This is a genomic window from Microcoleus harperi Pol14_C6, from assembly GCF_036701295.1.
GTDB lineage: Bacteria > Cyanobacteriota > Cyanobacteriia > Cyanobacteriales > Microcoleaceae > Microcoleus.
In genome coordinates, this window is record NZ_JAUBQN010000010.1 from 78094 (window position 1) to 99971 (window position 21878).

Below are 21878 nucleotides of genomic sequence, written 5' to 3' on the forward strand. Positions count from 1 at the left end.
CTCAATTTTGGATGTCAAAATTTAATCCAAAATTGCCAAACCCCAATCTAAACTCGTCCGAGGACTATTCACTAATTGCTAACAACCAATCCTGGGCGGTCAATCCCCAAATTTTGCAGGTACATTGCTTCGAGTTTGGGCATCGACGATTCCACGGAACCGCCATAACGCCGAAAAGAAGGCCAGATGTAAGCGAGTTTTCTGACTGCTGGCTCCAATCGACCCGCTTCTATATCTTCTAATGCACCTTTTTCTCGGATTAACTCTACAGCTACAAGGTCTTGATTTTGGGGGCTGAAATCGCTGATGCTAAATTTTTTGGCAAATCTGTCCCAAGTGGTGCTGAGAAACTGATATCGCCCTGCTGCGTCGGAACATAGTTTTTTGCCATAGCGGCGGCCGCACCTCATTTCCCTAGGATGATCTTGAAAGCTGACAAATTTCGTGCCTGTGTACTGGGTGCGGTAGCCGTCGGCGCTAGCGGTTCCTTCGGCGGTGGCAATTGTGTCGAGAAAGGCTTTTACTCGACGTTCCGGGCCGATGCTATCGAGTCTGTTATCCTGTAGGGGCTCTGGTGAATTCAGGGTTGCAGTTTGCGATTCCCGATCGCGCTCGATGTTATCCTCTCCTTTGTCTGGTGAATCTAGGGCCGCAACTTCCGGCAGGCGTTTCGGGGTTGGTGAGCTTTCTGCCGAGACCGATTGCCCCCACAGTTTCGGGGCCATTCGACCCAAAAAAAAGCACAAACAGATGCACAAACTCCATGAAAGTTTAAAACGGAGGCGTTTGGACAGTTGCGTGCGCTGGCGCACAGGCCACCCGTGCAGGGGGAGGACTGCGGGCAAGATTCCCGTTTGCTGGCCGAAGGCGAACAGCGATTTCAGCGCTAGCAAGGTTTGCTTGTAGAAACCGGGTGCAAGTTTTCGAGCTCTCATAGCTGCGGCGAAAGTCTCGACATCTGTCAGAGTCACTTCTGCCAGCGGTTTTTCTACAAACAGCCGAAAACGGTTGGCCGCCTGCCAGCTAAAGCGCTTGCTGCGGGTGGATTTGCGCTCCACCCACAGGCGAATTAGCTCGATGTCTGAAATGGGTTGCAGATGGCTTCCCAGATGTTCTGGCGCGTACAAGAGTACCTCCTGATATCACTTCTAGTTGAAGGTTCCCAGTGAGAACGGATGAGTGAAACAGGGATCGAGGGAAACTGGCTTCAACCATACTAAGTGATACTACTAAGCGCTCACCGGGTCAAGCTCAAGGGCCGATTGTTCGAGCAGTTGAGTGTATAGTTGACCCAGTTGGGAGGCGATACCGTCCCAACTGAAATAGGTTTCGACGCGCTGGCGGCCTGTGTGTCCGAGTTGCTGGCACCATACTGAGTCCATTAACAAGCCATCGATCGCATCGGCAAAGGCTGCTTCATTTTTCGGCGGCGCGAGCAAACCTGTTTCTTGGGGCACTACAGTATATTTGAGCCCTCCCACGTCGGAGGCGATTACCGGTGTGCCACAGGCCATCGCTTCAATGGCGACTAAACCGAAGGGTTCGTAGTGGCTGGGAACGACGCACACATCGGCGGCGGCGTAGTACCCGGGGAGAATGTCTCGGCTCAAGGCGCCGGGAAAACTGGTAATGTCGCTCAGGCCGAGTTCTTCAACGATGCTGCCGATACGATCGCGCTCTTTACCGTCGCTTTCCCCCTCACGCCACCCGCCGCCAATTATGAGTTTTAAATCGGTTTTGGGCACCGCCGACAGACTGACGGCGCGGACTAAGGTTTCTATGCCCTTGCGGGGGTCGAAACGGCCGACGTACAACACGACTTTGGTTTCGGGAGCTATGCCCAAGTGGCGGCGGGCCGTCGATCGCGCGATCGAGCCGAACCTTTCAGTGTCGGTACCGCAGGGAATGATGTCAATATTGCCTTTTGAGGAAACCAGAGACCTCATGTGTTCTTTTTCTTGGGGACTGGTAGCCACTACGCGATCGGCTGTTTCCAAAAGTGTTTTTTCTACTTGCAGCCTGGTTTTGGCAATCATCGGAATTGTCGAAACCGACTTGTATTTAATTGCTGCCAAAGAATGGTAAGTGTGAACTTGCAGCAGAGGTTGCGATTTTTTCAACTCCATTCCCACCCAAGAAGACAGCCAGTAATTAGTGTGAACTAAGGGATATTGAAAGCCTGACTCTAACTGAAACTTCTGAAATTCTTGAACAAAGATTGGTAAATATCCGTATAGTTCGTCGCGGGGAATAAATTCTTGTGGCCCTGCTACTAGCCGAATTGTCCGGCAATTGGGACTGTGCTGTACAATTCTTGCTTGTTGGCGATCGGATGAGCGGGTGAACATATCAACTTGCCACCCTTGTTTCGCCAGAGATTCTCCTACTTGACGCACGTAAACATTTTGCCCGCCCGCTTCTTCTTTGCCAATTTCCACAGCGGGATCGCCGTGTACCGAGATGAGGGCGATGCGTTTTTTAGTTAATGAAATCATGATTGTTTACCAAAAATTAAAAATATTTCAGGAGAAGATTGAAGTGCAATTTTGGCTGCTGCGCCGGGACTGGAATCTTCTAGCTAATTTGTATTAAAGTCAAAAGGCGGGATCGATAAATCATCCTTCAGGGATAAGTTGCAGGGAAAAATTTACATACGACTTCCTTCTGCTGACAGAGACGTGCAGCAGCTAAAACTCTAGATAATCTAAATGGAAATGAACGAGGGTGAAGGGAATTTTCCGTATTCTTGCCTGTGTCAAACTCGCACCTTCTAGCCCTCTATAACTAGAGCCTGCTTTCAGCTTGCTGCTAGAGATGCGAGGTCAGCAGAAGGTAGAATTTTACCCCTATGAATAAATAAGTAGGGCTTTCGAGAAAGCAGAAGTCGGTCGTCCTGAAGACCGAATGTTACAGGGGAAGCGAAAAAAAAGCAAAGTTATTGCTTTCAAAATTTTTCTTTCGTTCCGCCTTGCACCTTCTGCCTTTTTCCCTCTTGCTTCTTGTGTCAAACCCGGAGTGCGAGTTTAACCTCAAATTTCCCGTTTGTATAATGTTAAGAGTTCTTCCGATGTTTGCGTGCGGAGGATTCACCGTTTTCACTGTTTAGGATATTCTTTCGCGAACCTGGCATTAGAGATCCGTATCGGTTAGCCCAAACTTGGGTAAACTCGGCACCTAAGAAGAGAATTTGAGCGGAATAATTAATCCAAAGCAGGATAATTACGAACGATCCCGCAGCACCGTAGGTAGAGGCGATACCGCTACCTCCGAGGTAAACTCCAATTAGGGATTTGCCGATCGTAAACAGCACTGAGGTGATGGCGGCGCCGATCCACACATCATTCCAGGCAAGATTGACATCGGGCAAAAGCTTGTAAATTAACGCAAAAAGCAGCGTAACTACGCCAAAGGAGATAGCAAAGTCCACAATCTGCCAAATGTTGATTGGTAATTGCAGCAAGCCGTTCAACCAATAGCTAACGGCGGCTAAAATGGCACTTATTACTAAAGACACTAGCAGTAGAAAGCCTATGCCTAAAATCATTGCAAAAGACAATACGCGGTCTTGCAGAAATCCCCAAATTCCTCGTCCGGGGGGCGGTGAAACATTCCAAATAGTATTGAGGGCTTCTTTGAGATTAGTAAACACGTTGGAAGCGCCCCACAAAAGTGTAGCGATACCGACTAAAGTAGCAATCATTCCCGACTTTGGTTCGGAGGCTTTGAGGATGAGTTCTTGGATGGTTTCGGCGCCATCTTTACCGATTAAACTTTGGAGTTGGGCGACGATTTGACCTTGGGCTGCTTCTGCACCAAATACTAAACCGGCGATCGCAATTACGATAATTAGCAGCGGGGCGAGGGAGAAGACTGTGTAATAGGCTAGGGCGGCGGCTAAGGTTGGCGCTTTATCTTCTTGCCATTCAGTAAAAGTTTGTTTGAGCAGCGATATGACTGTTTTTAAGTTCACGGTCTTTGGTTTCCTTATACTTATCGTCCAAGGGATCTTAATAGGTTAAGAGTTTTTTAGCCTCAGCCACAAGATAGATTTATCGATTAGCAAATTCGGAAGATTACTTTTATGTCTGATTCCAACACAACTGTTAACAGCACCGATATAACATTGTCCAAAAAAGCAATTTCTTGGGCAAAATTGAGCGCCCTAGTAGCGCTGGTCAATTTTTTGCTGGTACTTTTCCATTTCAGTTACCTTCAGTTGCGGCCTGTTTATCAGAGCTATTTTCCAGGTTTAGTTAAAATTTATGACCCGATTAAAGGCATTGATTCAAGTTTACAAAATCCAGAATATTTGAAAAGCGCTGACCAGTTTTGGCGAATTGATGCGTTGTTTATCGGTTTTTTTGGGGCGGAATTTTTGATTAAAAGTCTGTTCCATACCCGCCGCAAACCGGGGGTAACTTGGTTGGATTTTGTGCTGAGGCGCTGGTACGAGGTGTTTCTGGTGATACCGATTTGGCAGGGGTGGCGGATTCTGCCGGTATTGGTGCGGCTTCACAAGTCGGGTTTGGTGAATCTCGATCGTGTAGTTGCTCAAGTTACCTACGAACCGATGGCTTATTTAGCCAATACGATCTCGGAATACATGATGGTGCGGTTTATAAATCAAGCTAAAAGTTCGATCAAACAGGGCGACGCGGCGCAGATGTTGCTGTCGCAGCAGCCGTACCTTCATGTCAATCAGGAAAATACGATCGAACAAATTACCAAGCGGATTTTGGATCTGACAATTTACAAAGTTTTGCCACAGGTGCAACCGGATTTGGAAGAATTGCTGCACCACAATTTGGAAACAACAATCAAACAGTCGGATTTTTATCAAATCCTGCAAACTTTCTCTCCGATTAACATTTTGCCGACGGAGATGACGGAACAGCTAGCGAATTATTTGGCTCAAACTGCTGTGGATGTGGTATCTACTACTTACGAAGACGATAAAGGTAGAAAAATTCTCGATAATTTCAGCCAAGAATTTAATCAAAGTTTGCGGCGGGAATTGCAAGATGAGAAAACTCTCGGGGAATTGCAGTCGCTGCTGTCGGATTTGTTGGAAGAAGTGAAGTTGAATTACATTCAAGGCGGGTTGAAGTCCGATCCGGTGCAGACGTTTACGGAAATGAACTCACTCCGGGGAGTAAGGGAGAGTTGATACAGCAATGAGTTCCGGTTTTGTAAATTCCATGGTTGTGAACGAACCGATGAAACTCGCCTTAGCCCTATTATGGCGAAGGAAGATAAGAGAAGAGAAAGAGTTTACAAGTTCTACGGGTAAGGTCCGCCTCCTCGGCGCACCTACGAATAAGGGTAGTGGGGATATCCGAAATATCGGGGGATAAACCTATCTGAATCCCAAGCTAAAATAAAAGAAATAACGTAAAACATCTATCATATTAGATATCTATCTTGAACAACCTTACTTGCCTGGAAATAGAAGTCGCTCAAACAATGCTGAGATTAGCAATGTTGCTGGGCTTAACGCTTTTAATCGCCTTTTTTGTGGCGTCAGAACTAGCATTAGTATCAGCCGATCGCCATCAAATCCGCCAACTCGCTCACTTGGACGATCGCCCAACCGCCAAAACCGCCGAACTCGTCCATCAAGCTCAAAACAACATACCGCATTACCTGTCTGTGACTCAAACTGGCACAACAGCAGGTAGTTTGCTGTTGGGTTGGTTGGGTGAGGGAGCGACTGTACACTGGATCGAACCGTGGATCGACAAATTGCCGATCGGTCATTGGTCGGCCGTGCTGACTGCTCATTCGATCGCAGTTCCCGCAGCTTTTATCTTAGTAACTTACGTAGAAATAGTCTTAGGAGAACTAATCCCCAAAGTATTAGCAACCCACGCCCCAGAACGCACCGCTTTGCTGTTGATGCCGGCCCTCGAACTCTGCTCAAAATTACTGTGGCCGCTGCTAGCAATTCTCAACGGTACCGTGCGGCTGCTGACAGGTTGGATTACCAGTAAAGAGTCTCAACCCCTGCTGTTAGCTTCCGAGGCAACTCTCGTTCAAAAAGATGCTCATTCGGCACTAATTTCAGGCCTATGGGAAGTGACAGCAGTTAACGAAAAACTCGGGTTAAACCTGCCGACTAACCAAGCTTACCAAACAATCGCCGGATTCGTGATCCACAATTTAGGTAAAATGCCCAATCAAGGCGATCGGCTATTGTGGGGCGAGTTAGAAATAGAAGCAGAAAATGTGGTAGAAGGCAGTTTAGAAACAGTGCTACTGCGTCAGGTAACTCGCCCTTTATTTGAGACTCAGCAGCCAGAACTTGTGTTAAATTGAGCCTAAATCAAGCTTAAATACTGCCTCGATCTATGTGTGTGAGGTTGTAATTAGTTGCTCAGTGCGACAACCTACCATAAATCTGCAAATTGCATAAAGCACAGTTTATGAGGCGGATATGCTAAAAACACTTTGGGTTACTGTCCGACAAGGGAAAATTGAACTGCTGGAGTTATCAGAATTACCCGAAGGGGCAAAAGTATTAGTAACAGTTTTACCTGATGAAGAAGCTGAGTTTTGGCTTCAAGCCAGTCAAACCTGACTCGATAGAGTTTGGGACAATACTGAGGATGATGTCTATGCCCAGCTCCTCTAAAAATGACATAATTTTAGTTAGATATCCCTTTTCAAACTTGTCTAGTTCTAAGGTAAGAGTAGTGTAGTATTTACTACCCGATGGGTTCGGTTGTCCCTAAGCAGAGCTTTTTAGCAGGCGTTAGACTTGAGAAGTGGTCATTGAGTAACAAATTATGCCTTTTACAAACTATGGCTTAGATAACTACTTCGCTCAGGGAATTTCAGAATTGTCTGAGTGTAATGCTCCGGATCTAGCAGAGCACTTCGCTGAGGTAGCAGATTTGATTCATAACTTTATCCTTAATTCTATATTCATATTTCCTATTAAAACGGAGGAAAAACCTTATATTTTTGGAATCATCCGTCGCGTACAAATGGCTTTAGTTGAGTATCAAAATGGTCGTACTCTACTGCTTTTATTTTTAACTGAGAGCAAAAAGAACACATCTTTATATTTTCAAGCGCTTTCTCATTTTGAAATAGCAGTTACACAATTATATCAGGCTTACGACTTTTGGAGAAAACTAGGAATCAAGATAGAGTCAAAGGAAACGAATTTGTTTGAGAAAGGAGACGGTAGCTCTCATGAAAAGCTTAATAGACTTTCCAATATTAGCAAGCATCTTGAACCGTCAACTATACCTGAAGGAAATTTACACCATGTTTGGATTTCCAACAATGGTATTTGTGCAAGCGGAGTCACAATGTCGTTTACAGAGTTAGCAGACCTTGTTAAAGAATACGTAGCTCTTGCTAATGCCTTTTCTAATCAAAATCAAGATTCAATTCCCTAACTAATCGATCGCGCTGGGCGAGCCGCTGCGCGCCAAGCGCGATCTGTTTACTTCACAGCCACCTTAACCGCACCCCCAACAAACTGCTCGTAATCCTCCAACAACCACGGAGGCAAACAAGTATTCGCATCCTGAACCCGCAACTGTCCAGCGCGACAATACAGCATCGCCGCCAACAAATTATTCACAGCTTTAGGCGTTCCAAACCCTTTACTCAACTCAGCAACCAACGATTTAAAAAACTTGCGATCGCTCTCATTCAGCGGCTCGTTAATAAACCCGCTGCCCAACATTGCTTTGTAACCCTTGCCAAAATCGCTCCGGTACAAAAGTTCTACTTGTTCGCCGGAAACGCTCAGCCACAAATCAGCAATTTGCTTGCGAATATGCCGCAAATCTGCTATCACTAATTCATCCGTTGGGTCGATTTCATAAAGATTGACAGCAGCAGTTAATTGATTGAGAAACTGTGGCAGATAATCGGGTTTTGCAAGTGTTGGTTCTGTTGTCGCGAATACGCTTTCAAACACCTTTTCGTAATCTTCAAGTAACCACTGTGGCAAGCGGGTGCGAGCATCGGGAACCCGCATTTTTCCCGGAACAAAATACAGCATCGCACCAAGCAAAGCATTGATAGCTTGAGGCTGCACCAACCCTTTGCTCATTTCAGTCAATTTCTGCAAAAACTGCTGTTCGGCTTCAGTCATCGATTCTGCTTGCAAGCCGCAGCTAAGTATTGCTTGATATCCCTTGCGAACTTCTCCTCGGTAAAAACTTTCGAGTTTCTCTGAAGGAACAGTCAGCCAAAAATCAGCCATTTGTTTTCTGATTTGGCGGAGTTCCAAAACTACCGATTCGTCAGACGGATCGATGCGGTAAAGATTGACGCATCCTAACAGTTGATTCGCAAATTGCGGGGAGTGAATGTATTGAGCTAGCAAGTCAGAAGTTGACTCAGAATTTACGGCAGCTTCAGTCTCAAAAACTTGTTCGTAATCCCCAATTAACCAGTGCGGCAAACGGTTGCGAGCGTCGGGAATTCGCATGGTTCCCGGCGGGAAATACAGCATCGCGGCGAGCAAGGCGTTGACCGCTTTGGGATGCACTAATCCTTTGCTAATCAGGGTTAATTGCTGCAAAAATATTTGTTCGCTTTCGATCATCGGTTGACGTTGGAAACCGCTCTTGAGCAGGATTTGATAGCTGTTACCTGAGGCGCTTCTGTAGGCGGTTTCGAGGTTTTCGGCGGGAACGTTCAGCCAAAAATCAGCGATTTGTTTGCGGATTGGACGCAGTTCGGATATTGCTGAGATGTTTGATGAGTTTCTTTGGTAAAGCTTGACGGCATTCGAGAGCATCTCGCCCAAATCTGGCTGCTTGGGAATGCTATCCTCTAAGCTGCGCGATGCTTCCAGGTGGCTGGTTTGCCAGTTGGCAAAGAGTTCTTGGAATAATTTGCCGATCGCCCCAGAGTATGCCACACTGTCAAAACAAGCCGGATTAGCTTGCATTTTTTGCTGAATTTCCTGCCGTTTTTGCTGTCGCAATTGCGGGTTAGTGCCGAGACTAACGGCTAGCTGAATGTAAGATGCTTCGTCATACGCAATTAAATCAGGCATAGAGAGCGATCGTACCACTGCAGCTCCCATGCGCGATCGCAAAGTATCGCCATCCCTAACCACAGTTGGAAGTCCCACCTCTAACGGATCTACAAGAGAAGTAGTCCCCGCATAGGGATAGGAATCCAAATAAACATCCCCCAACTTCAAAACTTCTTTAACATCCGCACGGTTAGGAAAACTCTTCAACACCCGCAAACGATTACTCTCAATGCCATACTTAGCAAAAACGGCTTTCATATTATTTACAAAAGCCCCCCCAGGATAATGATTAGTCCAGCTAGGGCCGAAGGGCATTAAAAACAGCACAGAATTAGGAACAGCCGCCATAATCTTTGCCCATGTTTCCCTTAACTCCGGCACTAGCTTATACAAATTCGCACTCGAAATAAAGACCACCGATTCCTCGGAAATGCCGATACTATTTCGGGTGAAATTAATGTTAGGAGTGTAAGGTTCGAGGGTATAGCTAAAACAGCAGCCAGGCCCGTCAATAGTTGCTAATTGCTCGCGATAATGCTCCTGTCCTTCAGGTGCAGGTTCCATCAACTTACCAGCAATGTAATAGTCAATGTGTCGCATTCCTGTGGTAATGGGAGAATTAAAACAGGTAGTTTGTACCCGCGCCAATCGATGTAGCGCCAGTAAACTAATCGGATGAGTAACCGCAGTAATATTGGTAGCAATCAGCAGAATATCTAAGTCATCAGCGCGGATTGTCTGAACTTGACTTGGCAAGTCATTAGACAGTTTAACCAGTCTGTCAGCGCGACTCTGACAATACTGTTCTAGTTTATTCCCGTCGAGATTGAGAGCGTATAAAATAATTTCAAATTGCTCTCGATTCAGATATTCAAAAGCGGGTAACGTGGCGAAAGTTTCCGTCATCGCCCCAAAATGTTTAGTCAGGACACCGAGGCGAATTTTCTGCCTGTTTGCAGGTCGAGCCGGAAAAATGCAATCAATCGCAGCCCCACGATTTTTCACGGCATACTCAATAATATCTGCCCGCTTTGTGTAGATATCCTTGAGATTTTTACTATTGAAGTACAGAGGAATAAAGTTAGCACTTTGAGTGAAAAACCAAGCGATGTCCTGCCACACTTGTGAGTTTGGGTTCTTGAAGATATTGCTATGCAAATAACTGACCCATCCCTGCACATACCGGCAATAATTGTCAGCCTCTCCTATTTCTTGAAAGAGAGTAGGCGCAGCAAACATAAATTTGAGATAGTCGTTGACAAACCAATTAGGTATAGCTGCACTTTCATACTTCAGCAGTAACTGATCTGCACGACGATAGAGGGCGGCTGCTAGTAGGTAGTTAATATCTTTGGGATTTTTAATTCCCTGGGAGAGATGCGATGTTAGTCGATCGATAACACTCTTTTCGGCATCTGTCAGCGCTTCATCTTTGATGTTACTTTTGAGCAGTAGCTGATGCGCCTTACCTGCATCACCGCCATAGGCATTTGCCAGTTGTTCTGCGGGCAGATTCAGCCAATAATTGGCAAGTTGCTGGCGGGATTGGCGGATGTTAGCGAGGTTTACTTCATTAGCTTGGTCTTTTTGATACTCTCCCACATATTGGGACAGCACAGTTAAAAATTGTTCGGGTTTGCTAAATTCAACTAACTCATTAGCTATTAAATTGCCGTGTTGCTGCAAAATCTGCTGTGACCAACGCACTTCTTCGGGTTTGTAAAGTTGAGAGTGGAGGTGAATAAGTGTGGCTCTCATTAAGTCTAATTTTGGGCGATCGCCTGCCATTTTTTGGGTCCTGCTAGAGCCGTCGCCGTGCTGCCTGTAATAGAGATAAGGCTTAGGTAATCGATCGCCTAACCAGCCTTTTTCATAGGCAGACACCCAAAATTCCCAATCTTCGCATCCCAGCTTCATCACTTTTTTCAATCCGCCTACTTGCTCGTAAATCTCCCTTCTAAATAGGGAAGTAGCGGGGGCTTGATTGTCTCTCAAAAACCGATTGGCATCAAAGTCACCGTGAACAACTAAATCGCAGTTTGCTCCGAAGTGCTGCACATCTGTATAGACAAAACCAACATTCGGTTTTGCTAATAAAATTTCGACGCACTCCTCTAGAAATTTGGGATGAAGTTTATCATCCGCATCTAGGAATAAAATAAACTTTCCTGACGACTGCTGAACGCCAACATTTCTCGAATCAGCCGGCCCGGTGTTGGGTTTATCTATGAGGCGAAGCGATTTTTGAGGATACAGTTTAATTAAATAATTGGCGAAGTTGCTGGTATCATCAGTGCTGCCATCATTGACAATTATGCACTCCCAGTTGGGATAAGTTTGACTGACCACACTTTCAACAGCTTCTCTGAGTAAAGTTGCGTGATTGTAGCAGGGAATGATTACACTGACGAGTGTTTCTGCGGAGGTGCGGTAGGGCATGGCATTTAGCTGTGATGGAGAGAGTGAAACAGGTAATGTAGTGGCTGGTTTTACACCTCGGCGAGTGATCCCATATTCATCCCATATTTGCCGAGTTTCTTGGTACGATATTGGCGATGAATGTTGCAAACCTTGTTGATTTTCGTAGTACAAGCCGAGAATTTGGGGCAGGTGCACAATATTTTCGCTTTTGCCAATCCGCAGCCAAAATTCGTAATCGCCAGCCGCCGTAAATTCAGTTCGGAAATAGCCGTATTTTTCGTTCAGCAATTTTCTCCACATCGGCTGAGGGCCAATAATGCAGCGTCGTTCTAGTTCGCTGTAGTCAAAGGCTGGCCAATTCCAGGCTTTTTGTGCTTGGGTTTTTGCAAAAGTATCGTTAGCTGTGCTGGTGATTAATTGGTCAGCATAAACCAGACTTACTGTGGCATTTTCATCCAAGTATTTCGCCATGAGTTCTAGGGCATCGGGGCGGTGTCTGTCATCGGTATTAGCATTAGTTATGTAAGCTCCGCGCGACATCTTAATGCCTCGGTTCCAGGCTGCATATAATGTCTCGCGGTCAGAAGTGCGATCGTACACAATATTCGGATATTTCGCTTGAAATTCCCGCACAACAGACTGTTCATTTTCTTGGGAACCGCTTTCAATTACTATGATTTCGAGTTGGCCTTGTTTGTACAGCGTTTGCTCTACCAAGTCCTGCAAGCAGCCCCGGATAAATTTTTCGGAATTGTAAGTAGAAACGATCGCAGATACTTTAAAAGCCGACGGGACAGGCTGGGAGTTCTCACCATTCCCTAATTCCCCCTGCAATGCTGCATCAGTTGGCTGTTTAACGGCAGCATTTTCCGAATGTGCGCGCTCAGATACTTGAACCAAAACTGAGCTAACAATTGCAGCCATTTTCGACCAGGAAAACTTCTTAGCTTGCTCTAACCCCGCCGCAATTAATGAGTTGCGGACAGCGGGCTTCTGTATTTCCCCTAAAGCATTGACAAGCCCAATAACATCATCCCCGTCCACATAAACCGCTGCTTGTCCTGCTACTTCTGGAATCGAACCGTTTGGACAGGTGATGACTGGACAACCGCAAGCCATTGCCTCAAGGACTGGCAACCCAAAGCCTTCATATTTCGACGGATAAACTAACACTGAAGCACCAGAGTAAGCAGTTCTCAGTTCGCTGTCGCTTAGTTGTAGCGTGTGGACAGTATTCCCAGAACAGTACAATTTCAGCTCTGGTTCTAATACAGGTTTGCCGCCTGCACAGACTATATCAAAGTCAAACTTGTTGGCAAGTTGAGAAAAGGCTTTGAAGAATAATGTCCCGTTCTTGTAACCATGCCAGCCTACCCTTTCGCCTACCAAAAGAAAATAGGGCTTGGTAATGCTGTATTTTGACTTAAAGGCTGAAATTTCTTCTCTATCGGCTGGCGCAAAATTGGCATCAATCCCACAGTGGGCTACAGCGATAGAATTTGAAGAAATCTGCGGAAAAACCTTAATTAAATCTCGCGCTGTATTTTCCGAAATGGTGATGTATGCCGAGGCGTGGCGGATACCGCAATGCTTTTCTCTCCACTCGGAATGACCAATATTTTGCCCCATCAACTCTGGGATCATGTCATAGGCCATGAATACCGATCGCGTTGACAAAGGGGTTGTATAATAAGTAGAAATAAATAAATCGGCTTTTTCTTCATCGCAGATTTGTTGGAGCATCGCGCGATCGCGATCGGTATTACCATAATCGTAAAGGGGAATAGGTCGATAACGGATACCGGGAATTTTTGGGGCAGTTCCGTTTCGATCTAAAATGATAATATTTTGAGCAAAGTTCGTATTTGCCCATTCTTGCCAGAGGGATTTCCAAACGCGAGCAATGCCTGTATTATTATGTTGAAAAAATACACCATCAATGAGAATTGTCGGATATTTTTGACTAGGGTTAACAGCAAGTGCAGGTAAAGCAGACACAGTTTTAAAGTGCCAAGTTTTTGTACTAATATCTGGTTGTGCAAGGGGTTCGACTCCACAGGCGATCGCGCTATTGACTTGACTCTCATCGTTAACCCAATCAAAGTATTGACGCAATAACACAGGAAATTGAGTCTGTTGTTGCAGATTTAACCATTGGGAAGTCGCATTTTTATAACCATAATATTGCTCTTTAAAGCGCAATTGATTCGGGGTAACATAGGCAAAATGTTGGAAAACTAACCCCTCTTTTTCGGTTTCTTGATGTCGAAAAGGATTAACAAACGCGACATCACGCCATTTACCGCTAGCTAATGGTTCCGCTAATCTGGGCGGTTCATGGGTTGCCCATACCATACCTGGTTTAAAACGCCAAGTGCGTAGCCATTCATATTGAGGATTATTTGCATAACAATTCCGAGTGCTAATAACTAACTTTTCCCCAACAAAATACCAACACCAATAAAAAGCCGCTGTTTTTTCAGGATGTTCAATAAACATCTGTCGAGTTTGGCAAATCTGCTCAAAAGTCCAGAGTTCATCTACATCAATTTGCCACAATAAACACTCTTCAGAAATCCGGGAAAGAGGAGAATTTATCATTTCTCGTTTCCCTTCCCAAAATTCGCCTTCTGGCTTACGATAAATGCTAATATTTTGGGGATAAAGACGAGCCAGTTCATCTAAATATTCGGTAGTCCCATCCAGGCTGCGTCCGTCGCGATGAACATCATCAGAAATGTTACCGCCCAGAGTGACACTCCAAGCCGTATCATGTTTTAAATCTGCCACCCCCTCGACAATATGCCAGTGCCATCGAAAGGGTAATTTTTTCAAAACATCAATATGATAACGGATGAATGGTTCACCATTGAGAACGATGGTAAAGAAATGAAGGGGAAGTGATGGAAACGCAATATAATTTTCATAGAAAGCATTAGAGTTGACAACTGCTGCACCAATCGCACCAGTTTTTTCTATACAATGACACTCATAACCATTAGCCATGAGTAAATCAAAAGTTTCTTTGGCGGTGTGCTGCATTCCCTCTAACATTTTTTGAGATATTTCAAACTGAATAAACTCAATTGCTTTTCTTGCTAAAAGATTCAGGCAACCATTAAGAACATCACTTTCAGCTCCTTCTACATCGATTTTTAAGTAATCAATTTTCTCAATATTATGTTTTTGACAAAATGAATCAACTGTAATCGCGCTAACGGTTTCGCTTTTTACAATAGGTACATATTCCTGGGGATTTTCGGGATTTTCCATCTGCGGTCTGCCGATGCTGTTCCAAACCGAAAACTCATCAGGAAATTCATTAAATTCAATCAGTTTGTTCTCGGAAAATACTGCATTCTGAAACACGAAAACATTTTGATTATTTTCTGTTCGTCGTTTAAGTGTATTAAAAGTAGTTGAAGTCGGCTCAAATGAATATACTTTTCCTTCCCCTCCGACTAAATTACTAAACAAAAGAGAATAGTTACCAATATTTGCTCCAATATCGAAAACAGTCATCCCTTGACGAACTAATCTTTGTACAAGCCGTTGTTCGATTTGTTCTTCATTAAACGCAAATTTTTCTTGCTGGAAAATGGCATAACCATTTCGCAGATGAAGATTATGCAATAAGAGTTTATAATTAGGATCTTTTAGAAGTCTATGGTAATTTTTATGGTTTTTAAAGGTATTAATATCATCTAGCAATATAAATTTAGCCCCATAGACTTCATCTAATTCAGCTTCCCCGGTAAATTCCGAACCATCTATTAAGACAACATCAAAAAAAATGATGTTATTTTCTGATTTTATTTGCTTAATTCCTGCCTGAGATACTCCAGAATCTTGGAGATATTTTAGGTCTTGTCTGAGCCACTCTAAAACTTGTTCTAGGGGGTATTGGTTCAGTGCAGTTTGGTAAGAATTATAAAAATCAATAACTTCTTTTTGTTGAGCAAATTTATTAATTCCTACTGATGAAACATTATAACATTTTACAAAGCCGTCCTTAGCATATCTGTTTTGTAATGCGGTAAATCTTGCCTGGGAAATTTCCATGCAAAAAAGTTGAGGATGATGGGGATTTTCTCTAATTCCTGTGACAAATGCTTCTGTACTTCCCTCGCCGGAAGATGACCCTATTTCTAAAATGGTTTGGATATCTTCTTCTTTCGCTATTTGTTTAATAGCCTGATAAAATTGATCGTACTTAATCTCTGCGGGAATGATTTGATTAATTTCTGAAGTCATGATAAAATTTTCTCCTTAATTCATTGTGCTATTAATCTAGGAATGCGTTTTCTAAAAAAAACCTTGAAGTTAAATTTAGTTACGAAAGAAAGCTGGCTTTTGAGCTCAGACTATTGAGGTAAATGACGATTTTTGGTAAACGCACTTGGTTTCTGGGTCAGTCCTACTTTACTTACTTAAGAGTTTAAGAGAACTTACGCATCACTACCAAAGAAACCGGATTTTTCACTCCAATTAAAGACTCAAGTGCAGTATTTCCGTCAACAAACCCGGTTTCTGCATGGCTATTTAACCGAAAAAGGGATTAACGCGATCGCCACCACTTTTTAAAATATTGACAAATTGTGTCTTATAGTGTATGAGGAAACACAAAAATTAGGACAACACCCGAATCTCCTGACGCCGCGCAGGGCAGTTCCGTTCCCGCGACCTGAGACCGCCGCAGCATGGCCGGGATTCCTCACCACACAAAAACAAGTTACAATTACGTTAAGATTGATGAACATAAATAAAAATTCCCAAATCACAGGGACTAAAAATTAGGAGGATCGACCTCGGTGAATAAACGGTGGAGAAACGCTGGCCTGTACGCACTGCTGGCTATTGTAGTCATTGCCTTAGCAACGGCTTTTTTTGACAAACAGCCCCCAAGCCGCGAAGTTTGGAAGTACAGTCAATTCATTCAGGAAGTCGAAGGCAAGAGAGTAGACAAAATAAATATCAGTTCCGATCGCAGCAAAGCCCTGGTCACAGCCCAGGACGGCAACAAGGTACTCGTTAACCTGCCGAACGACCCCGAACTGATCAACATCCTGACCAAAAATAACGTAGATATTTCAGTTCTGCCCCAAAGCGACGAAGGCTTCTGGGTAAAAGCCCTCAGCAGCCTGTTCTTCCCGATTCTGCTTTTGGTCGGACTGTTTTTCCTGGTGCGGCGCGCCCAAAACGGGCCCGGCAACCAAGCCATGAACTTCGGCAAATCCAAAGCTAGAGTCCAAATGGAGCCGCAAACTCAGGTGACTTTTGGCGACGTGGCCGGCATCGAACAAGCCAAGCTAGAGCTCGCAGAAGTCGTGGACTTCCTGAAAAATGCAGACCGCTTCACCGCAGTCGGAGCAAAAATCCCCAAAGGCGTGCTGCTGGTCGGCCCTCCCGGAACAGGCAAAACCCTGCTGGCAAAAGCAGTGGCTGGAGAAGCAGGCGTTCCCTTCTTCTCGATTTCCGGTTCAGAATTTGTCGAAATGTTCGTGGGTGTCGGTGCTTCCCGCGTCCGCGACTTGTTTGAACAAGCTAAATCTAACGCTCCTTGTATCGTATTTATCGATGAAATTGACGCGGTAGGCCGCCAGCGGGGAGCTGGTTTGGGCGGTGGTAACGACGAACGGGAACAAACCCTCAACCAGTTGCTGACAGAAATGGACGGCTTTGAGGGCAATACTGGCATCATTCTGATTGCTGCCACGAACCGCCCCGACGTGCTCGATGCCGCGCTGCTGCGTCCGGGTCGCTTCGATCGCCAAGTTGTAGTCGATCGCCCCGACTTCGGAGGCCGCCTAGAAATTCTCAACGTTCACGCCCGCGGCAAAACTTTGTCGAAAGACGTGGACTTGGAAAAAATCGCCCGCCGGACACCCGGTTTCACAGGTGCGGATTTGTCCAACCTACTGAACGAAGCAGCAATTTTAGCCGCCCGCCGCAACTTGACCGAAGTCTCGATGGATGAAGTCAACGACGCGATCGACCGCGTGCTCGCAGGCCCGGAAAAGAAAGACCGCGTGATGAGCGAAAAGCGCAAAACTTTGGTAGCTTACCACGAAGCCGGTCACGCTTTAGTCGGCGCACTGATGCCGGATTATGACCCCGTGCAGAAAATTAGCATTATCCCCCGCGGCCGCGCTGGCGGTTTGACTTGGTTCACACCCAGCGAAGATCGGATGGATTCTGGCTTGTATTCTCGGTCTTACTTACAAAATCAAATGGCGGTAGCTTTGGGCGGCCGCATTGCTGAAGAAATTGTCTTCGGCGAAGAAGAAGTAACAACCGGTGCGTCGAACGACTTGCAGCAAGTGGCAAGAGTAGCGCGCCAAATGGTGACTCGCTTCGGAATGAGCGATCGGCTAGGCCCTGTAGCTCTCGGTCGCCAACAAGGCAATATGTTCATGGGTCGCGATATCATGGCTGAACGCGATTTCTCCGAAGAAACCGCCGCCACGATCGACGATGAAGTGCGTTTGTTGGTAGAGCAAGCTTACCGCCGCGCTAAAGATGTACTCGTCGGCAACCGCCACGTCCTTAATGCTTTGGCAGATATGCTAGTTGAAAAGGAAACTGTCGATGCTGATGAATTGCAAAATTTGTTAGCTAATAGCGATGTGAAAATGGCGACGATCGCCTAATCGATTTTACAATTTAGATTTGGGATTTTAGATTTAATCTAAAATTTGAAATCGATAATTGGGGTGATTCTGGGATTGTCTGGAATCGCCCCGATTTTTTTGTGGACACACAGGAAGCAGCCAAAAAAAGCATTGGAGTAGCAAACCATGATCGTAACTGAAGATAGAGCGCGTGAACTTGCACTTGATTGGGTAGAAGCTTGGAATACTCATAACCTCGATCGAATCATGTCCCATTACGGAGAAGATGTAATTCTGATATCGCCTGTCGCAGCGCAACTGCTAAACGAACCATCTGGGACAGTGAGAGGCAAAGAAGCGCTACGAAACTACTTCAAAAAGGGGCTGGAAGTTTATCCTGACCTCAAGTTTGAGTTGCTTGATGTGATGTGGGGAGTTTCCAGTGTTGTCCTTTACTACATCAACCAAAAAGGCACGAAGGCAGGTGAGTTTATGGAAGTCAGTTCAACCGGAAAAGTGACTAAAGTTGTTGCTCATTACAACGGGTAGAGCGAGGTTATGCAAATGGCGGTAATATGGATGGCAAAACCGAGCGATGCTGAGGCTTTACTTACTCTCGCTAGCGAGTAAAACGCAGTCCACTCGCCTGTGGTGTAAAGAAAATAACGCAATTTTAACCGCCCCCTCGGAAACCCACGGAGGTGGGTTTTGTTTGTATAGACGCGGTTGAAACCGCTCGGTCTTCCGATATGAACTGTATTGAATAATCTGGGGGCAAAATCAGTTAGCATGAATCATCAATCTTGGTTGACACTACTAAAAAAACATCGGGCTATCGCAGTCATCCGTTCCTCAGAAAAGGAACTTGCTTGGCAGATGGCATCAGCGGTAGCAGCAGGCGGAATCCAGTTTATTGAAATTACTTGGAACACCCATAAAGCCGCTGAATTAATTGCCGAACTCCGCTCGGAATTCCCTACTTTTAGTATTGGCACCGGCACTTTATTAAACTTAGAACAGTTGCAGCAAGCAATAGACTGCGGGGCTCAGTTTCTGTTTACTCCGCACACCGATGTAGCTATGATTAAAACAGCAGTTGATGCCGGAGTGCCGATCGTCCCTGGTGCTTTTTCTCCCACGGAAATTGTCACCGCGTGGCAAGCGGGCGCTACCTGCGTTAAAGTGTTTCCGATATCGGCTTTGGGAGGCGCGGCTTACCTGAAAAGCTTGCAAGGCCCCCTGGGAGACATTCCTTTAATTCCCACTGGCGGGGTGACGCTGGAAAATGCCAAAGTATTTATTGACGCTGGGGCGATCGCCGTTGGTTTGGCCGGAGACTTATTTCCTAAACACTTAGTGGAAAATCGAGATTGGCGGGCGATCGCCCAAATTGCCAGAACTCTCGCCCAAAACTTAACAACTTGTTAAGTCCAGTTTCCCAATCCAACATTTCAAATCTAAAATCTAAAATAGGACAAGCCAATCTAAAATCTAAAACCTAAAATCTAAAATAGTACGAGGTGTGAGAAATGAACAGGATTATTAACTCAACTTACTTCCGTCGCGCTGGAACTTTCTGTGCCGGCTTCGCCCTCAGTTTTGCTGTATTCTGCGGCGGTTCAATTCCTGTAATTGCCGGCGAACAGCACAACATAATTGCCAATAAAATTATGCAGTTGCAGCAATCCAGCGAACGCTGGATTGAAATAGATTTGTCAAGACAAAGGTTAATAGCTTGGGAAGGAAATATACCTGTTTACGCGGTGGTTATTTCCAGCGGCAAATCATCGACTCCCACCCGCACGGGAACCTTTGCCGTTGAAACCAAATACCGCGTTGCTAGAATGACTGGGCCGGACTACGACGTGCCCGACGTTCCCTATACAATGTATTATGACGGAGGCATGGCAATTCACGGCGCTTACTGGCACAATTTGTTTGGCAATCCCGTTACTCACGGCTGCACAAATGTAGCTGTCAATCACGCTAAATGGCTATTTGAATGGGCCTCGGTGGGAACACCGGTGGTGGTGCACAAATCTCAGGTTTAGGGCATGGGGGAGCGGGCATCGGAGATAGTCAAACATTATTAGAACTTATGCACCGGTGGTCAGAAACCGGGTTTTTTTGCGAAATACTGCGTTATAGCCGTAGATTCGGTCAAAAACCCGGTTTCTTGGTCGGAGTGCATAAGTCCTGGTTTTTTTTAGGCGTGCTTAATTCCTAACTTAGCTGCACCACGGGTTTATCCTCTAACAAATTTGCATTTGTCAGCAAATCTTCCACGGTAATTCGCAAAAAGCGCTGTTCGTCAACGCGGAAGAAGATTTTGATACGATCGCTCCCCGGATACCCAGGCGGCGTCAATTGCGCGATGCTGCGTGCTCCTTCTTTATCATTTAAGGGCTGTACCGATGTTTGACCAGCGAGTTGCCGAGTAATTAGCCTGTCGCCGTCAAAATATATCTCCGTGCCGCCATTTTCCGCTCCCAATTCGCCGATAATTAATTCTATACTCGGCTGATTTTCTAAAGAAGCTCCCAAGACTAATTCTACCGGTTCGCTCATCGGATAGGACTGGCCGGATTTAATTAAACTGTGCCAACTGTGGCAATTGTCGCGGCGGTTCCAGTAGCGAATGCCGTAACTGTGATAGAGAAAATCTTTGATTTCTAGCCCTTGACTCAGTTGCAGAGCACCTTGGGCGATCGCCTCAAAGGGTTTGTCGCAGCGAATTTTTGCAGGATCGAAATATTGCTGCACCCAACGCCCGACAGCGGGAATTTGTACAGTACCGCCAACTAGCAAAACTGCGTCGATATCCCCAATTTCTAAGCCTTGACGCCGCGCTTGCTGCAATACTTGATTCATGCACTCGTCGAGTTTGTCAAAAAATTGATGTTCCGCAAGGATAGATTCAAAACGAGTTCGGTCTAATTCTAATTCGTAACTCTCAAAATTTTCGTCATCAAAATAAACCTCAACCGCCTGATTTACTAAAGACAACTGAATTTTTAACCGTTCTGCCAATCTTGTTGTAATCGGAGATTTTGCCAGCCCTTTTGTTTTGAAAAAATAGTCAACCAGCCAATTATCAATATCAGAACCGCCTAAATTTTGTCCGGCTTTAGCCAAAACCCGCGCAACTTTTGTTTTTTGCGCTGAAGATTCAGCTAATAACTTTTCGCCCCACTTAAGAATAAAACCGAGGGGCTTTTTGTCGGCGGAAGCGTCCAAACGCACTAAAGAAAGGTCTAGAGTTCCGCCACCGAAATCAATGACTAACAGATTTTCGCGATCGGCCAAACCGTAACCCAAAGCAGCCGCCGTAGGTTCGTCCAACATCCGCACCTGTTCTACTTGCAGAGATTGTGACACTTTGCCCAACCAATGGCGGTAAGCTTCAAAACTATCTACCGGCACAGTAAAAATCAAAGAATCGATCGGCAAGGGCAGTTGGCGAATTGAATTAACAATTTGACTCAAATACCACTCACCTACTTGTTCAAAAGTAATAATTTGCCCGTCAAGTTCCGGCACAAAACCCTGAACTGAAGTGCCAATTCCCCGCTTAAAATTGCGAAAAAACCGAGAATCTCCACTCAAATCCCGGCCTTGATCGCGGACTTGCTGACCGAGTAAGACTTTACTTTGAGCAGCGTCCTCAACGTAGAGTAAACTAGGAATGAGGGGCGGATTTTGAGCCGAGATTGCCGACAATCCCGGTAATTTCAAAGTTTCGGGCTGCTGGAGGACTTGATTCCAGCGAGCGACGACGGTGTTGCTAGTTCCAAAATCAATTGCGATCGTCATTCAGCCAAAATACACAGCTACTAGGG

The 21878-nt window shown here is 45.4% G+C and carries 13 protein-coding genes; 8 read left to right on the forward strand and 5 right to left on the reverse strand.

The window, feature by feature from the left end; all coding sequences use genetic code 11:
* Positions 1-71: 71 nt before the first annotated feature.
* The 3 genes from QUA27_RS10210 to QUA27_RS10220 all read right to left on the reverse strand — a co-directional run bounded on the left by QUA27_RS10210 (position 72) and on the right by QUA27_RS10220 (position 3970).
* Entirely contained in the window at positions 72-1127 is a 1056-nt protein-coding gene (locus QUA27_RS10210) for a glycoside hydrolase family 24 protein (protein ID WP_333067771.1), read from the reverse strand.
* 102 nt (positions 1128-1229) lie between these two features.
* A complete protein-coding gene (locus tag QUA27_RS10215; RefSeq protein ID WP_333067773.1) occupies positions 1230-2495 on the reverse strand; it encodes a glycosyltransferase family 4 protein in 1266 nt (421 codons plus the stop codon).
* A gap of 557 nt (positions 2496-3052) precedes the next feature.
* Entirely contained in the window at positions 3053-3970 is a 918-nt protein-coding gene (locus QUA27_RS10220) for a YihY/virulence factor BrkB family protein (protein ID WP_333067774.1), read from the reverse strand.
* Between the two features lie 111 nt (positions 3971-4081).
* Here QUA27_RS10220 and QUA27_RS10225 point away from each other — a divergent pair, with 111 nt between their 5' ends.
* The 4 genes from QUA27_RS10225 to QUA27_RS10240 all read left to right on the forward strand — a co-directional run bounded on the left by QUA27_RS10225 (position 4082) and on the right by QUA27_RS10240 (position 7406).
* Positions 4082-5167 (forward strand): hypothetical protein, encoded by a 1086-nt coding sequence (locus tag QUA27_RS10225; protein WP_333067777.1) that lies wholly within the window; start codon positions 4082-4084, stop codon positions 5165-5167.
* Between the two features lie 254 nt (positions 5168-5421).
* Positions 5422-6315, forward strand: a complete 894-nt coding sequence (locus QUA27_RS10230) for a CNNM domain-containing protein (protein WP_333067778.1) — start codon at positions 5422-5424, stop codon at positions 6313-6315.
* A gap of 118 nt (positions 6316-6433) precedes the next feature.
* On the forward strand, positions 6434-6577 hold the full coding sequence (locus QUA27_RS10235) for a hypothetical protein (protein WP_333067779.1): 144 nt from the start codon (positions 6434-6436) through the stop codon (positions 6575-6577).
* A gap of 208 nt (positions 6578-6785) precedes the next feature.
* Positions 6786-7406 (forward strand): hypothetical protein, encoded by a 621-nt coding sequence (locus QUA27_RS10240; RefSeq protein ID WP_333067781.1) that lies wholly within the window; start codon positions 6786-6788, stop codon positions 7404-7406.
* Between the two features lie 47 nt (positions 7407-7453).
* Here QUA27_RS10240 and QUA27_RS10245 read toward each other — a convergent pair whose 3' ends face one another.
* Entirely contained in the window at positions 7454-15682 is an 8229-nt protein-coding gene (locus QUA27_RS10245) for an FkbM family methyltransferase (RefSeq protein ID WP_333067782.1), read from the reverse strand.
* 557 nt (positions 15683-16239) lie between these two features.
* Here QUA27_RS10245 and ftsH3 point away from each other — a divergent pair.
* The 4 genes from ftsH3 to QUA27_RS10265 all read left to right on the forward strand — a co-directional run bounded on the left by ftsH3 (position 16240) and on the right by QUA27_RS10265 (position 20090).
* The gene (ftsH3, locus tag QUA27_RS10250) at positions 16240-18078 is read left to right on the forward strand and encodes an ATP-dependent zinc metalloprotease FtsH3 (protein ID WP_006633639.1); all 1839 of its coding nucleotides are present in this window, start codon (positions 16240-16242) and stop codon (positions 18076-18078) included.
* A 147-nt stretch (positions 18079-18225) separates the two neighbouring features.
* Positions 18226-18588, forward strand: a complete 363-nt coding sequence (locus QUA27_RS10255) for a YybH family protein (RefSeq protein ID WP_333067784.1) — start codon at positions 18226-18228, stop codon at positions 18586-18588.
* 240 nt (positions 18589-18828) lie between these two features.
* Positions 18829-19467, forward strand: coding sequence for a bifunctional 4-hydroxy-2-oxoglutarate aldolase/2-dehydro-3-deoxy-phosphogluconate aldolase (locus QUA27_RS10260; protein WP_333067786.1), 639 nt, complete (start codon positions 18829-18831; stop codon positions 19465-19467).
* Between the two features lie 101 nt (positions 19468-19568).
* Complete coding sequence (locus QUA27_RS10265) at positions 19569-20090, forward strand: L,D-transpeptidase (protein WP_333067787.1); 522 nt, start codon at positions 19569-19571, stop codon at positions 20088-20090.
* 172 nt (positions 20091-20262) lie between these two features.
* Here the strand turns inward: QUA27_RS10265 and QUA27_RS10270 are convergent, their stop codons facing one another.
* On the reverse strand, positions 20263-21852 hold the full coding sequence (locus QUA27_RS10270) for an Hsp70 family protein (protein WP_333067788.1): 1590 nt from the start codon (positions 21850-21852) through the stop codon (positions 20263-20265).
* Between the last annotated feature and the right edge of the window lie 26 nt (positions 21853-21878).